Source organism: Novosphingobium album (ex Hu et al. 2023) (genome assembly GCF_022832385.1).
Taxonomy (GTDB): Bacteria; Pseudomonadota; Alphaproteobacteria; order Sphingomonadales; family Sphingomonadaceae; genus Novosphingobium; species Novosphingobium album.
On sequence record NZ_JALHLE010000022.1, the window covers coordinates 22,492 to 37,250 of the forward strand.

General features: G+C 61.6%; 16 protein-coding genes and 1 tRNA gene. 10 read left to right on the plus strand and 7 right to left on the minus strand.

All coding sequences use genetic code 11. The features are described from left to right. Positions 1-232 precede the first annotated feature (232 nt). Complete coding sequence (locus tag MTR64_RS14095; protein WP_243994723.1) at positions 233-1,561, plus strand: acetyl-CoA hydrolase/transferase family protein; 1,329 nt, start codon at positions 233-235, stop codon at positions 1,559-1,561. A 360-nt stretch (positions 1,562-1,921) separates the two neighbouring features. Here the strand turns inward: MTR64_RS14095 and MTR64_RS14100 are convergent. Then, a tRNA-Ser gene (locus MTR64_RS14100) sits at positions 1,922-2,012 on the minus strand. 78 nt (positions 2,013-2,090) lie between these two features. On the opposite strand from MTR64_RS14100, the gene MTR64_RS14105 reads away from it, so the two are divergent. Then, positions 2,091-3,110 (plus strand): peptidylprolyl isomerase, encoded by a 1,020-nt coding sequence (locus MTR64_RS14105; protein WP_419144948.1) that lies wholly within the window; start codon positions 2,091-2,093, stop codon positions 3,108-3,110. Next, entirely contained in the window at positions 3,107-3,430 is a 324-nt protein-coding gene (locus MTR64_RS14110) for a DUF1905 domain-containing protein (RefSeq protein ID WP_243994725.1), read from the plus strand. Before MTR64_RS14105 ends, MTR64_RS14110 begins: the two co-directional genes overlap by 4 nt. Positions 3,431-3,436: 6 nt before the next feature. Here MTR64_RS14110 and MTR64_RS14115 read toward each other — a convergent pair whose 3' ends face one another. Further along, on the minus strand, positions 3,437-5,530 hold the full coding sequence (locus tag MTR64_RS14115; RefSeq protein ID WP_243994726.1) for a RelA/SpoT family protein: 2,094 nt from the start codon (positions 5,528-5,530) through the stop codon (positions 3,437-3,439). Between the two features lie 234 nt (positions 5,531-5,764). Between MTR64_RS14115 and MTR64_RS14120 the strand changes: the two genes are divergently transcribed. From MTR64_RS14120 to rutA, 5 genes are all read left to right on the plus strand, one after another. Beyond that, positions 5,765-6,235, plus strand: coding sequence for a PilZ domain-containing protein (locus MTR64_RS14120; RefSeq protein WP_243994727.1), 471 nt, complete (start codon positions 5,765-5,767; stop codon positions 6,233-6,235). 160 nt (positions 6,236-6,395) lie between these two features. Continuing rightward, positions 6,396-7,127, plus strand: coding sequence for a pyrimidine utilization protein B (gene rutB, locus MTR64_RS14125; protein ID WP_243994728.1), 732 nt, complete (start codon positions 6,396-6,398; stop codon positions 7,125-7,127). A gap of 2 nt (positions 7,128-7,129) precedes the next feature. Then, positions 7,130-7,513, plus strand: coding sequence for a pyrimidine utilization protein C (gene rutC, locus MTR64_RS14130; protein WP_243994729.1), 384 nt, complete (start codon positions 7,130-7,132; stop codon positions 7,511-7,513). Continuing rightward, a complete protein-coding gene (gene rutD, locus MTR64_RS14135; RefSeq protein WP_243994730.1) occupies positions 7,506-8,288 on the plus strand; it encodes a pyrimidine utilization protein D in 783 nt (260 codons plus the stop codon). Before rutC ends, rutD begins: the two co-directional genes overlap by 8 nt. Before the next feature lie 3 nt (positions 8,289-8,291). Next, on the plus strand, positions 8,292-9,362 hold the full coding sequence (gene rutA, locus MTR64_RS14140) for a pyrimidine utilization protein A (protein WP_243994731.1): 1,071 nt from the start codon (positions 8,292-8,294) through the stop codon (positions 9,360-9,362). 18 nt (positions 9,363-9,380) lie between these two features. On the opposite strand, the gene MTR64_RS14145 is transcribed toward rutA, so the two are convergent. From MTR64_RS14145 to hemF, 3 genes are all read right to left on the minus strand, one after another. After that, positions 9,381-10,631 carry a S41 family peptidase gene (locus tag MTR64_RS14145; protein ID WP_243994732.1) on the minus strand — a complete coding sequence of 417 codons (1,251 nt, stop codon included), beginning with the start codon at positions 10,629-10,631 and terminating at the stop codon, positions 9,381-9,383. Between the two features lie 328 nt (positions 10,632-10,959). Next, entirely contained in the window at positions 10,960-11,295 is a 336-nt protein-coding gene (locus MTR64_RS14150; protein ID WP_243994733.1) for a hypothetical protein, read from the minus strand. Positions 11,296-11,419: 124 nt separating this feature from the next. Next, positions 11,420-12,283 (minus strand): oxygen-dependent coproporphyrinogen oxidase, encoded by an 864-nt coding sequence (gene hemF, locus MTR64_RS14155; protein ID WP_243994734.1) that lies wholly within the window; start codon positions 12,281-12,283, stop codon positions 11,420-11,422. Positions 12,284-12,327: 44 nt separating this feature from the next. Between hemF and pdeM the strand changes: the two genes are divergently transcribed. Next, complete coding sequence (gene pdeM / locus MTR64_RS14160) at positions 12,328-13,020, plus strand: ligase-associated DNA damage response endonuclease PdeM (protein WP_243994735.1); 693 nt, start codon at positions 12,328-12,330, stop codon at positions 13,018-13,020. 168 nt (positions 13,021-13,188) lie between these two features. Beyond that, on the plus strand, positions 13,189-13,710 hold the full coding sequence (gene infC, locus MTR64_RS14165; RefSeq protein WP_243994736.1) for a translation initiation factor IF-3: 522 nt from the start codon (positions 13,189-13,191) through the stop codon (positions 13,708-13,710). A gap of 97 nt (positions 13,711-13,807) precedes the next feature. On the opposite strand, the gene MTR64_RS14170 is transcribed toward infC, so the two are convergent. Both MTR64_RS14170 and pal read right to left on the minus strand, forming a co-directional pair. Continuing rightward, positions 13,808-14,341, minus strand: coding sequence for a J domain-containing protein (locus MTR64_RS14170; RefSeq protein WP_243994738.1), 534 nt, complete (start codon positions 14,339-14,341; stop codon positions 13,808-13,810). A gap of 100 nt (positions 14,342-14,441) precedes the next feature. Further along, a partial coding sequence (pal, locus tag MTR64_RS14175) for a peptidoglycan-associated lipoprotein Pal (protein ID WP_243994740.1) occupies positions 14,442-14,759 on the minus strand: 318 nt, incomplete at its 5' end.

A 14,759-nucleotide genomic window follows, 5' to 3' on the forward strand; every position in this document is an offset into this window, starting at 1 on the left:
GCACCCGGGTTTTCTTGGTCCGACAGGAAAATCAATCCGTTGTCGGTGACACAGTCCGGCGCATTAGACCAGCCCGGCCACGCAAAGGCGACGACCGGTCGCGTGGGTCGCGGAAATCCGCTTCCGAACGACGGATATTTGCTGTCGCAGGCTTGAAAGCCACCGTGCACACGCTTTTTTAGCCTGTTGCAGGAACGCGCACGCCGGGCATCCGGCGCACTGGGAGATAATAATGACTGATCACGCCAGGCTCTATCGCGAACGCCTCTGTTCGGCCAGCGAAGCGGCGGCCCGGATTCCGTCCGGAGCGAAAGTCACCATGGTCCTCGGTGCCGGACAGCCCCCTGCAATTCTGGCAGCGCTGGCGGACCGGGCACGCGGCGGTGGCGTCGCGGACGTGCGTTTCTATTACCTGCTCTGCACCGGCATTGCGGGTGGGAGCGTGTTCGATTTCGACTTGCAGGATCGACTGATCCCCATGAGCTATTTCCACGGCGGCGTGGAGAGAGCGCTCGACAAGCGGCGGAGAGCCGAGGCTTTGCCTGCAGTGGAGGTGATGCCGTGCCATTTCAGCCAGGTTCCGCGGGCCATGGTCGAACATGTTGGCGTGGATACGCTCATCGCGACGGTCTCCCCCATGGACGCGAACGGCAATTTCAGTCTTGGTACCAGTACAGACTATTCGCTGGCGGTGGCTCGCAAGCCCGGCACGCGTATCATCCTCGAAGTCAATGCTCACATGCCCTACGTGCACGGGAACTGCATGATCCCGGTTTCCGACGTCACGGCAGTGGTTGAAAACGATGTCATCTTGCCACTGCTTCCGCCAGCACCGCGTTCGGCGGTGGACGATGCCATCGGCGCGATCATCGCCGGGCTGGTGCGGGACGGGGATTGCCTGCAGATGGGCATCGGCGCTCTGCCCGATGCGGTTTGTGCAGGTCTGGCCCGCCATCGCCATCTCGGCATTCATACCGAGATGATGACACCGGGACTCGCGGAACTGGTCAGGACGGGGGTCGTCGACAACAGCCGCAAGCAGAGCCATGCGGGCCACACGGTCTTCGCGTTCGCGCTGGGCGATCAGCCGCTCTACGATTTCCTGCACGACAACCCGCTGGTCGAGGCCCATCCGGTTGACTACGTCAACAACCCCTTCGTCATTGCGCAGAATGACAATGTGGTTTCGGTCAACGCGACCCTGCAGATCGATCTGACCGGGGCCTGCAATTCTGAATTCATGAATGGGCGCCAGTTCAGCGGATCGGGCGGACAGCTTGATTTCGTGCGCGGTGCCTATGCCTCGCGCGGGGGGCGCTCCATCATTGCGTGCCATTCCACCGCCGCAAAGGGCACGGTGTCACGCATTAGTGCGGCGCTTTCAGGTCCGGTCACGACACCGCGCAACGACACCCACATCGTCGTGACTGAATACGGCTGGACGAACCTGAAAGGCAAATCCGCTGCGGAACGCGCCAGAGCGTTGATCGGCCTTGCCCATCCCGATTTTCGGGAGGAACTGCAGCGTGCCGCCTTCGGAGCCGGACTTTGGACGACTTGAGCAGCAGAAAACTCGTTGAAAATAGAAATAGATGGAAATTTTATTGATTTTTCAGGAAAAATTGCCGCCAAGGAATGACTTGGAAATTACATTCCATTACGAGAGGCCATTAATCTAAATTTTATTAACAATGAAATATTTAAATAATATATGGAGGGATGAACGTGACGCGCTGCACAGTTCGGGCTTTTAATAAGCCTTCCACGAGCGCCTCCACATAGCTCCCAGCAAGGAGCACGTTGGCAAAAGCAGACACAGGACGCCAGCTCATGCGTTCCTAAACGCGATGTTGGTCTAAATGTTGGCCCAACTCAACAAAATGGCGTATTTCATTGAAAATACGTAATAATTTTAGGTATTTGGCGGAGCGGGAGGGATTCGAACCCTCGATACGCTTTTGACGTATACTCACTTTCCAGGCGAGCGCCTTCGACCACTCGGCCACCGCTCCGCATGCACTGGTAGGCGACGCGCCCTAGCGTGAGGCGCAGGGTTTCGCAAGCGGTCTGGGCATGGCATCTTGCAGGACATGTGCAAATTTTTTCCTGGCGCCGTGCTTTCCCTGAGCGCGGCCTGCGTTTCGTCACAGTCGCTGGCGGCCGGCGATCAGGTTGTCCTGCAGACGCCCAACCAGATCGTGGCGGCTGCACCGGCCTCCGATTGGGTGAGGATCGCACCAGACGATCTCCTCGTCATGGATCTGGCACCAGGCGCCAATGGCAAACCCCGCCGCGTGGTCATCCAGCTCATCTCCGAACCCTTCTCCCAGGGCTGGACCGGCAACATCCGCAAGCTCGCCGCCGCTCGGTGGTATGATGGGATTTCAGTCGTGCGCGTGCAGGACAACTATGTGGTGCAATGGGGCGATCCCGACGGTGAAGTGCCGGGCAAGGCCAAGCCGCTTCCGGACGGGCTGCAAAGCATGACCGAGGCCGAATATGAAGCGGATGCCTCAATTGCCAACGACCCCGCCCTGAAACAGAAGATCAAGGCTCTCGAAGATCTTGCGGCCGTGATGTCACAGGTCAGCGACATGACGCCCGCCGAAGTCCTGCATGGACGCGATCCCTATGCTCTCGTCACAGGCTTCGAGGCTGGGTTGCCGGTCGCGTCCGACGGCGCGCGCATCTGGCCCACGCACTGCTATGGCTCGGTGGGCGTTGGCCGCAACATTTCCCCCGACACCGGCACCGGGGCAGAACTCTATGCCGTTATCGGCCATGCCCCGCGCCAGCTGGACCGGAATATTGCCGTCGTCGGGCGCGTGATTGCGGGCATCGAGCACCTGTCCTCACTGCCGCGCGGCACGGGCGAACTCGGCTTTTACGAGACGCCTGCGGAACGGACCGCCATCCTTGCCGTGCGGATGGGCAAGGACGTCAGCGACCTGCCCGCCTACGAATACCTCTCTACGGCGAGCCAGAGCTTTGCCGTCTACATGGACAAGCGCGCCAACCGGAAAGACGATTTTTATATTCAGCCCGCAGACGGTGTCGACATATGCAACGTGCCGGTGCCGATCCGAGTGGCGAAACGGGTGGGCACGTGATTCCCGTCGAGCATCTCGTCCACACCGGGCACCTCTGGCGCTGGACCGGCGCCTCCGGCAGCGGAACCTGGCATTTCATCACGATCGGCGGTGAAACGGGGGAAGCCCTTTCCGCGACCGCGCTGATGCGCAAGCTGGAAGGCACCGCTCGCGGCTTCGGTTCGCTCAAGGTCAAGGCCCGGATCGGCGGTACCGCCTTTGCCACTTCGGTATTCCCGAGCAAGTCCGACAATGGCTGGCTTCTGCCGGTCAAGGCATCGGTGCGCCGGGCCGAAGACCTGACCGACGGAGACGAGGTGCAGATCTTCCTGGAAGTCTGACCGCGATCAGATGCGCATCGCTTCGGACACCGCCTCGCTGGCACGAAGGGCACCGATGATACGGGTCAGGTGCGCCAGATCGGCAACCTCAAGATCGACCTCGTAGGTGCCGAAGGGCTCATCACGCTGGATCATATTGAGGCTGGAAACATTGGCGCGGTTCGACGCGAATATCTGGGTCACCTCCGCCAGCGTTCCCGGCCGGTTGTAAAGCACCAGCCGCAGGCGGCCCACGGCACCCGTGGTCCGCTCACCCCACGAGAGGTCAAGCCAGTCGGCATCGACGCCATTGGCGAGCGTCAGGCAGTCGATCGTGTGGACTTCCACCTTCTTGTCCGGCCGACGCAGGCCGACAATGCGGTCACCGGGGACCGGGTGACAGCATTCGGCGAGCTCGAAGCCCATGCCGGGCGTCAGGCCGCGGATCGAAATCGCGCGTTCGGTGCGCGTCCATTCCGGCTCGTCGGGCAGTTCGGCGGTACTGCCGGGAACCAGTGCTTCCATCACCTCGCGGTCGGACAGACGCGCCGAACCGATGGCGAACATGAGATCTTCCTCGTCTCGCAGTTCCAGCTGTCTGATGGCACTGCTGATCGCCTTCTTGCCGATGCGCTGGGGCAGGCGGCCTATAATCTCGTCGAACAGCTTGGAGCCGATCTCGGCCACTTCCGCGCGCTCCTTGGCGCGCACCGCACGCCGGATTGCCGCGCGGGCCTTGCCGGTCACGACAAAGCCCAGCCAGGAGAGCTGCGGTTCGGAGTTGGGACTCTTGATGACCTCGATGACATCGCCGTTGGCCAGTTGCGTGCGCAACGGAACGTGCCGGCCATTGATCTTCGCCCCGACTGCCGCGTTGCCGAGATCAGTATGCACGGCATAGGCAAAGTCGACCGCCGTCGATCCCTTGGGCAGCTGGTGCAATGCCCCCTTCGGAGTGAAGGCGAAGATGCGGTCCTGATAGATCGCCAGCCTGGTATGCTCGAGCAGTTCCTCGGCATCGTGGCTGGTATCGACGATCTCGATCAGGTCGCGCAGCCAGCCGACCTGCCCGTCGGGGCGCGTGCCACCCTGTTTGTACGCCCAGTGCGCGGCCAGCCCGAACTCGTTGGTACGGTGCATTTCGCGGGTGCGGATCTGCACTTCCATGCGCATCGAGTTTTCGTAGATCAGCGCGGTATGAAGCGACTTGTAGCCGTTGGACTTGGGCGTGGAGATGTAGTCCTTGAAGCGGCCGGGGATCATCTGCCAGGTCCGGTGCAGCACCCCCAGCGCGCGATAACAGTCGTCGGGCGTCTCAGTCAGCACGCGGAATGCCATGATGTCGGTGATCTGCTCGAAGGTCACGTGGCGTTCGGCCATCTTCTTCCAGATCGAATAGGGATGCTTCTCCCGGCCGGTCACTTCCACCTGCACGCCGGCCTCTGCAAGCGCCTGCTTGATGGCCAGCGCGATGTCGTCCACCTGTCCGCCTTCCTGACTGCGGATCTGCGCAAGGCGGCCGGTGATCGTGGCATAGCCTTCCGGCTCGAGCTGCTCGAACGCGAGCAATTGCATCTCGCGCATATATTCATACATACCCACGCGTTCGGCCAGCGGGGCGTAGATATCCATGGTCTCGCGAGCGATGCGCTGGCGCTTTTCGGGCTTCTTGATGAAGTGCAGCGTGCGCATGTTGTGCAGGCGGTCCGCCAGCTTCACCAGCAGCACCCGCAAGTCCTCACTCATGGCGAGCAGGAACTTGCGCAGGTTTTCCGCCGCGCGCTCGCTTTCGGTCATCACCTCGATCTTCGAAAGCTTGGTCACGCCATCGACCAGTCTTGCGACATCCGGACCGAACAGCCTCTCGATCTCGTCGATCGTGGCGAGAGTGTCTTCCACCGTATCGTGGAGCAGCGCGGTGATGATGGTCTGCTGGTCGAGCTTCAGCTCGGTCATCAGACCCGCCACTTCCACCGGATGGCTGAAGTACGGGTCACCGCTCGCGCGCTTCTGCGAACCGTGCTTCTGCACGGTATATACATAGGCACGGTTGAGCAGGGCCTCATCGGCCTCCGGCGCGTATTCCTTGACGCGTTCGACGAGTTCGTACTGGCGGAGCATGCTATCCTGTCATGTCAGGATTTTTTGCAATGTCACAAGAGGGAAGCCTAAAAGTTGCACATTTTGCAACACAATACCCTGCCCTAGGACAACTGCGTAGGTAACCGAAAAAGCTTAACGCGCCCGACATAATGCCGTCCTCCCACAGGCACCGGAGACAGTCGCGGGAATTCAAATCCGCTGCTGGTACAAACTCCGGGCACACAGAAAACCATAACCTCAAGGGCGCACACAATGGCTGCAACGGCTGGTCTCAAACTCGTGGAAATCGCACCGGATTCCGGACTTGGGATGTTAACTGCGGTTGAGAGCCAGTCCGGAAACGGTCATCGTCCGCGCGCACCGCGCCAGCGTACCCTGATCCGCGCCGTCATGCGCGCGCCTGGCCTGCCCGGGCACGACGTCATTGTCCGCGATGTTTCCGAACGTGGCATGCGCATCGCCTCGCGCGGGATTACCGTGCATGTGAGCGAGATATTCAGCATCACCCTGCCAGACGGTGTCGAAGTGGATGCGCAGGTCCGCTGGGCGAAGGGCGAGGAATTTGGCGCCGAGCTCTTCGACACTCTCGATCTGCGCCGCATCGGACTGACCAACCAGCGCCGCCATGCCCGCAGCGCGGGCGAAGTCATTCACTGGCTGATCGATGAGCGGCTGCGGGCGCCGGCACCGCAGCAGACCGCACCCCGCCTGCGGTTCTGCTGAGGCGAGACCATTCCAGACCGGGAAGGCTTCGCGTCGTTGACTTTTAGAAGTACACGATGAGCTGCTCACGCAAACCCCGCGTAATGCTCATAAAACGGAACACTTCGTTCACAATTTTCGACAGCTTGATCAATCGCCGCGCCTGCCCAATAGTGGGTGGGTGAGCGAACCTTTCGTCGATCCCACGCCCGCAAGCGCAGGCCCCTCAGTCATTCTCCCCGCACGCCCCGAGCCGATCCGTCTCGATCCCGGAGCGACGGCCGTGATCGTGGTCGATATGCAGAACGCCTATGCCAGCAAGGGCGGCTATGTGGATGAAGCGGGTTTCGATGTCGGCCCGGCGGCAAGCGTGATCGGCAAGATCACCGAAGTGCTGGACACCGCACGCATGGCGGGAATGCCAGTGATCTTCCTGCAGAACGGCTGGGACGCCGATTATACCGAAGCGGGGACGCCGCTATCCCCCAACTGGCACAAGTCCAATGCGCTCAAAACCATGCGCAAGCGTCCCGAACTGGCTGGACGGTTCCTGGCACGCGGCGGCTGGGACTATGAGCTGATCGAGGCCCTCGCCCCCAAGGAAGGCGATCTGCGCGTACACAAACCGCGCTATTCCGCTTTCTTCAACTCGCAACTCGACAGTGTGCTGCGCGCCCGTGGCATCCGCACGCTGGTGTTCACCGGCATCGCCACCAATGTCTGCGTCGAATCCACCCTGCGCGACGGGTTCCACCTCGAATATTTCGGGGTGCTGCTGGAGGATGCGACGCATCACCTCGGGCCCGACTTCATCCAGCAGGCCACGGTCTACAACGTCGAGAAGTTCTTCGGCTGGGTCAGCACAGTTGCGGATTTCCGCACAACCGTGAGCCAGCTTCCTCCCAAGGAGTGACCATGCCCTTCGAACCAATCAATCCGCCCGAGTTCCCCGCGCCGATCGCGCCATACTCGGCCGGGACGAAGGTAGGCGGCACCGTCTACGTCTCGGGCATGCTCGCACTGGGCGAAGGCGGCACGGTGCTCTATCCCGGAGATGCCGCAGCGCAGACGCGTCATGTGCTGGAAGCGATCAAGACAACCGTCGAGGCCGCGGGCGGCACCATGGCAGATGTGGCGATGAACCACATCTTCCTGAAGGACATGGCCGATTATGCCGCCTTCAATGCCGTCTATGCCGAATACTTCCCGGGCGACAAACCCGCGCGCTATTGCATCAAGTGCGATCTGGTGAAGCCGGACTGCCTCGTCGAAATCGCTTCGGTCGCACACCTTGGCTGAGGCCGCCGGGCTCTATTATGAAATGCACGGCCCGCCGGACGCCCCTCCGCTGATCCTCTCGAGCGGACTGGGCGGTTCAGCCGCATATTGGGCTCCAAATATCCCGGCACTGGCCGAACGGTATCGCGTAATCGCCTATGACCATCGCGGCACCGGGCGCAGCGATCGCGCCCTGCCCGCCGGCACGGCCGTGACTGACATGACCACTGACGTGCTGGCACTGATGGACGACCTGGAAATCGCACGCGCCAGCCTTGTCGGCCATGCACTGGGCGGCATGATCGGAATCGAAGCCGCGCTCTTGTCCGGCCGCATTGACCGTCTCGTCGCAATCAACGCCTGGCGCACGCTTTCCCCGCATACGCGCCGCTGCTTCGAAATGCGGCTGGCGCTTCTGCGCTCGGCCGGGCCGGAGGCCTTTCTGCAGGCCCAGCCCTTGTTCCTGTTTCCGCCGGACTGGATCGCCAGCCACGATGGACAACTCACCGCTGAACTGCCGCACCATCTGGCAGCCTTCCCCGGTACGGCGACAATGGAGAAGCGCATCGCTGCCGTGCAGGCCTACGCTCCGCATCATTCCGCGATCGCAAAACTGCCACCGCTTCTGGCTATAGCCACGCGTGATGACTTTCTGGTCCCGTTCGCATCATCACAGGAACTGGCGGCATCGTTTCCGCGTGCCCGGATCGAAACCTTCAAGTGGGGCGGGCACGCCTGTAATGTCACCGACCCGGAACGCTTCAATCACATCGTGATCGAATTCCTCAGGAGCTAAGTCATGCAAGTCGGCGTTTTCGTCCCCATCAACAACAATGGCTGGCTGATCAGCACCACCTCGCCGCAATACATGCCGACATTCGATCTCAACAAGGAGATCGCCCTGCGCGCCGAGAAGCACGGGCTCGATTTCCTGCTCTCGATGATCAAGCTGCGCGGCTTCGGCGGCAAGAGCGAGTTCTGGGAATACGGGCTGGAAAGCTTCACGCTGATGTCGGGCCTCGCGGCGGTGACCGAGAAGATCAAGATCTTCGCCACCTGCCCCACGCTGATCATACCGCCTGCATTCGCCGCGCGGATGTGCAACACGATCGACAGCATCAGTCACGGCCGCTTCGGCCTCAACCTGATCACCGGATGGCAACCGCCCGAATACACGCAGATGGGGCTCTGGCCGGGGGACGAGCACTTCCGCAACCGCTACAAGATGCTGGACGAATATGCCCAGATCCTGCGCGAACTGTGGGAGACCGGCCGCAGTGACTTCAAGGGTCAGTACTACCAGATGGACGATTGCCTCGTCCGGCCCCAGCCGCAGGGCGACATGAAGATCATCTGCGCGGGATCGTCGGACGCCGGGCTCGGCTTTTCGGCCAAGTGGGCGGACTATGCCTTCTGCCTCGGTGTCGGAGTCAATACGCCTACGGCCTTCGCGTCCAACAACGAACGGCTCGCCAAGTTTACGGCGGAAACCGGGCGTGACGTGAAAGTCTTTGTCCTTGTCATGATCATCGCCGCCAAGACCGACGAGGAAGCCATGGCCAAATGGCAGCTCTACAACGACGGTGTTGATCTGGGCGCTATCGCCTGGCTGGCCGATCAGGGTGCCAAGGATACCGTCAATACCGATACCAATGTCCGCCAACTCGCCGCACCCGAAGGCGCGGTAAACATCAACATGGGCACGCTGGTCGGAAGCTACGAGACCGTCGCCCGGATGCTCGATGAAATGGCCGAAGTGCCGAACACGGGCGGCGTGCTGCTGACGTTCGACGACTTCATCGAAGGCGTCGAGAATTTCGGCACCCGCATTCAGCCGCTGATGAAGAGCCGGTCAAACGTCAACGCCTGACCGGCCCGCCTCAGGTCGTCAGTAGACGCCCGGCAATTCGCGCTGGATGGCCGTGGGCTTCGCTGCCTGCAACAAGCGGCGCCCAACGCCCTGCTGGGCCAGTCCGGTCGATGCAATGGCCGTGCAGCTGCGTCCGTCGAGGAAGTCGAGCGCAGCCTTGATCGACGGCTCCTGCGGATCGCCCAACTGGTATGAGATATTGTCGGCTGCCTGGCATGTTACCGGCAGCACGCTGGCAAGGCCCGTATAGTAGTCGCCCTCGTGGTTGGCGTTTTCAACCTTGAGGGCGACGGCGCGCAGGCGGTCGTCGCAGGGCGCATTATCGAGCCCGACTTGACCCACCGGCTTGCCATACGTGTTGCTGCCGATCAGCGCGGCACTGGAACCGAGATAAGGCTTCTGCGCATTGATCAGCAGTTCGCTGGCCGATGCGGTGCTGCCGGTACCGATGAAGGCTATGCGGGTGGCCGCGATCGCCTCTGGCTGGCTGGAAAAGTAGTTGGTCTCGTTGTTGCTCGATTTCGAATCGCGGAACGTGGTGTAGCTCTGGACCTCCCCGGTACGCTGGGCGTTGAGCAGGTCCGAGAACAGCTCCGAAATCGATATCAGGCCGCCGCCGTTGTAGCGCAAGTCGACCACGACATCAGTCACCCCCTGCGCCTTGAAATCGGCAAACGCGCTACGCAACGCCGGATCCGCGGTATCGACGAAGGTGCGCAAGTTGATGTAGCCAACCTTGCGGCCGTTATCGTCGATCACCTTGGCACCATAGCGCGAAGACACCGGCAGCAGGGTGTAGTCCTGCTTGGTGACACTGACTGTCGAAACCGAACTGTCCAGCTGGCGCAGCTGCAGCACACGCGTGGTGCCCACCGTGGACGGCCCCAGCGCGTCGCTGATCGCCTGCGTGCCGCCATTCTGCATCAGCGTCTGGATCGACTGGAGGTTCGACGACGAAGTACCGATCGCGATGATCTCGGTTCCCCGGTCCAGCCCTGCCGTGAGGCCCGGCGTGCCTTCATAGGCCTCGACGACGAACAGGCGGTTGCTGCTGTAGTCGAAACCCAGCCGCACCCCGAAGCCGGCTGTCGCCCCCTGCTGGTAGTAGGCGTTCTCCTCCGAGATGGATGTGAGATAGGTAAAATAGCGGTCCTTCGATTGGGCTCGCGCCGGTGCGACAAGGGCGTCGATGTAATCGCTGACCGTCGAGTAACCGGCCGGATCGACCGAAGCGTCCAGCAGGTCAGGAAACAGGTACCATTCCTGCAATTGCCCAAGTGCCCACTGCTGCCGGGAAGAGAGCGAGCAGGCCGTCGATGCCGGTGTAGGCGTCGGAGTGGGCGTCGGCGTAGCCGCCGTAGCGGTGGAACCGGACGACGAACCGCCCCCTCCACACCCGGCAAGCAATACAGAAACAGCAAGCAGGCACGAAAAATGGCCGGATCGCATGGCACCCCCGAACAATGGCAATTTTTCAGGAGCCTAGCCACTCCGCCGGGGGCGTCAAAAGTTAAATTGCAGCCATCGGCCTTCGATTCCGGCACACACGCCCAAAGCATGTTCAGCGCCAGCGCGAGACCACCCTGCCACTGCCAGTCTAATCGTACCGGAATCCCGTCACCACGCCGTTGCGGGTATCGCAGCGGATGGTCTTCCTTTTGGTTTTCAGATTGCCGTCCTTGTCCTTTATCACGACATCGATCTCGGCACGCATCGAGGCGCGGCCATCGCTCTTCTTGTCGGTGTCCTCGACCTTGCGCATGGCCACATCGACAACACCCATCTTCGCGCCCCGCGCCTTGGCCTCGGCCATGCAAATGGACACCGCGCGGTCGCGAGCATCGGCATCTTCAGGCAAGGCCACCGGGTCCTGCGCCCACGCCCGGCTGAGCAGCGCCGTTGTCAGAACAAGGGCATTTGCCGACAGAAACACTTGAAAAGAATGAATACGCATCTGGCCAGCTCCCGACCATGGAAGACTGGCACATTCTGCAAAATTGTCCCCGGGCTCTCCATCAGGTCTTACCCTGCTTCATCCCGGGATCGTCCCGGGGAATTCAGCTCCAGGTCGCTTCCGGAGGAAGGCTCATGAGGATGGCGTCGATGTTGCCGCCGGTCTTCAGACCGAACAGCGTGCCGCGATCATAAACAAGGTTGAACTCCGCGTAACGGCCGCGCCATTCCAACTGCTGCGCCTTGTCTGCAGGCGTGAACGCCATGCCCATACGGCGCCGAACGATCCGGGGAAACACGGCCAGGAACGCCTCCCCCACCGCCTTGGTGAAAGCGAAGTTGGCTTCCCATGCAGGCTCGTCGGCACATTCGAGGTGATCGTAGAAGATGCCGCCGACACCGCGATGGACCTTGCGGTGCGGGATGTAGAAATACTCATCGGCCCAGGCCTTGAAGCGTTCGTAGTAATCAGCGCCATGGGCATCACAGGCAGCCTTGAACTCCGCATGGAATTCGGCAGTGTCCTCGTCATAGGGCAATGGCGGATTGAGATCGGCGCCGCCACCGAACCATGCCTTGGTCGTAGTCAGGAATCGGGTGTTCATGTGGACCGCGGGCACATGCGGATTGGCCATGTGCGCCACCAGACTGATGCCGGTCGCCGAAAAGGCATTCTGCTCGGCCGACGCGCCGTTGATAGTGCCGGCAAAGTCCTTTGCCAGTCCGCCAGACACGGTCGAAATGTTGACGCCGGCCTTCTCGAAGACCTTGCCCTTGATCAGGCCCCGCGTGCCGCCGCCGGTCTCGCCTTCCCCGCCCTCGACGGCCGCACGTTTCCACGGCGTGTATTCGAAGGCGGCATCGGAGCCGGCCTCGCGCTCGATGGCTTCGAATTCAGCACAGATCCGGTCACGCAGGGTTTGGAACCATTCGCTGGCGCGGGCGGTGTAAGGGGTCCAGTCAGTCATGATGCGCGCTTGCCAAATCGAATGGCCTGCGGCAAGGGAAAGCCATGGTTCCCTTTTTGTTCCACGATCAGGAAATGCACCTCGTCACCGCCGAACCGGGGCGGGCGAGCGCTCTATACTGGCCGCGCGAGCAGGCGCTGCTGGTGGCCGACCTGCATCTCGAAAAGGGCAGCTTCTTTGCACACAAGGGCCAGATGCTGCCCCCCTATGACAGCCGAGAAACGTTGGAGAGGCTGGCTCTGGCAGTAAGGCGCACGGGTGCACGCCGGGTCTTCGCGCTGGGAGACAACTTCCACGACAGCATGGGCCCCGAGCGCATGGAACCGCACGCGGCCGGGATGCTGGCTGCGCTCACCCGCGCGCTCGACTGGGTGTGGATCACCGGCAACCACGATCCGGACCTCGGCAACGGTGCCGGAGGAACCTGCGTCGAAGAACTGGCTATCGGCGGCATTGCCTTGCGTCACATAGCCCGGCCCGGAACGACAGAAGCCGAGCTTTCCGGCCACTTCCACCCGCGCCTTATCGTCGAAGCCCGCGGACGGCGCATTGCCCGGCCCTGCGTGGTCAAAAGCGGCGACCGGCTGATCCTTCCCGCCTACGGAAGCCTGACCGGCGGGATGAACGCTGCCGATCCCGCGATCCTCTCGGCCCTGCAGCCTTCCGACGCAATCGAAGCCCTTGTGCCCGCGCGGGAAAGGCTGGTTTGCTATCCCCTCTGGCGAAAATCAGCGTGACCCGGTATATTAGTTTACGGGCGAGGGCAGACCGAAACGCACTTTCTTAACAGACTTGCGCGAATTCCCGCTTTGCGCGTCCGCGCGATTCGCATTAATGAGCCGCGAATCTGCACAATGTAACGGTAACGATTCAGGAGAACCCTTATAGCACCCCCACCCCGGCGTATGATGACGCCCCCGGTCAAGAGTGGACCGCGCTACAATAACATGATCCAGTCCGACAAGGTTCGCGTCATCGACGAGAACGGTGAAAATCTCGGCGTCATGTATACTCGCGAAGCAATCGAACAGGCGGCTGATGTCGGTCTCGATCTGGTCGAAGTGTCGCCCAACGCGGATCCGCCGGTGTGCAAGTTCCTTGATGTCGGCAAGTACCGGTATGAGGCCCAGAAGAAGGCCAATGCCGCGCGCAAGACCCAAAAGACGCAGGAGATCAAAGAGATCAAGATGCGTCCGAACATCGACGATCATGACTACGACACGAAGATGCGCAACGTCGTCCGCTTCATCGGCGACGGAGACAAGGTGAAAGTCACCCTGCGCTTCCGCGGCCGTGAACTTTCGCACCAACAGCTCGGCATGAACCTGCTGCGCCGCGTGCAGGAAGACGTGGCAGAGATCGCCAAGATCGAAGCCTATCCGCGCATGGAAGGCCGTCAGATGCTGATGGTGCTGGCACCGAAATAAGGCTGCCGGGCACGTCCCCTGAAAAAACAAAGGGCGCTCCTTGCGGAGCGCCCTTTGTTTTTTCAGGCGTGTGGATTCTCCGCTTGGTGGCCAGAACCTACCCCTTCCACTCCCGCCGTTCTTCTGCTGCGCGCAGAACTTCGTAGGCAAGCTGGTAAGTCTGGAAAGCCTTTGCCGCTTCGGCATCGTTCGGCCGCACGTCCGGGTGGACTTCCTTGGCCCTGGTGCGCCAGGCCTTACGCACGGCATCGAAGTCCGCATCGGGCTCCAGCCCCAGTGCCTCCAGCGCACGCAATTCATCGCGGCTGCGCGTGCCGTCGCCGGACCCCGCCCAGCCGTAATGCGCAGACTCCTTGTATCCCGATGTCTCGGCGCGCTCCTGCGCCTCGCGCTCGGCCGCGGCTTCCTTGTCGAGCCCGGCGAAGTAATCCCAGCCCGCGTTATATTCGGCCGCATGCTTCTGGCAGAAGTACCAGCGATCAGGGCTGTTGGGACTTTTGGGGGCAGGGCAATCGCCAGGTTCGTTGCAACCGTGCCGATCACACAGACGCACCTGCGCCGCCTCGCGCGAGCTGCCATAGCCGCGCCAGCGCGGAAAACCCCAGTCGTTGGATCGGCGTGCGCGGCTCATTCGAAGCGCGATAAGCTGCGAATCGAAACCGATGCAACCCCGGAACCCGTTTCGGGAGGCGTCCGCAGCAGATTATCCTGCAACGAACGCCCCATCCGGATCAATCGACGGTGATCGTCACCGCACGGCGGTTCTGCGCCCAGGCTTCCTCATTGGAACCCAGCGCAACCGGGCGTTCCTTGCCGTAGCTGATCGTCGAGAGCCGTGAGGCATCGACGCCAAGGCTCACAAGGTAGTTCTTCGCGGCATTGGCACGGCGTTCACCAAGGGCAAGGTTGTATTCGCGGGTGCCGCGCTCGTCGCAATGGCCTTCGATCGAGGCACGCTTGCCCGGATACTGCATCAGCCACTGCGCCTGCCGGGTCAGTGCGGCCTGATCCATCGAGTCGATGTCATATTTGTCGGTGTCGAAATAGAT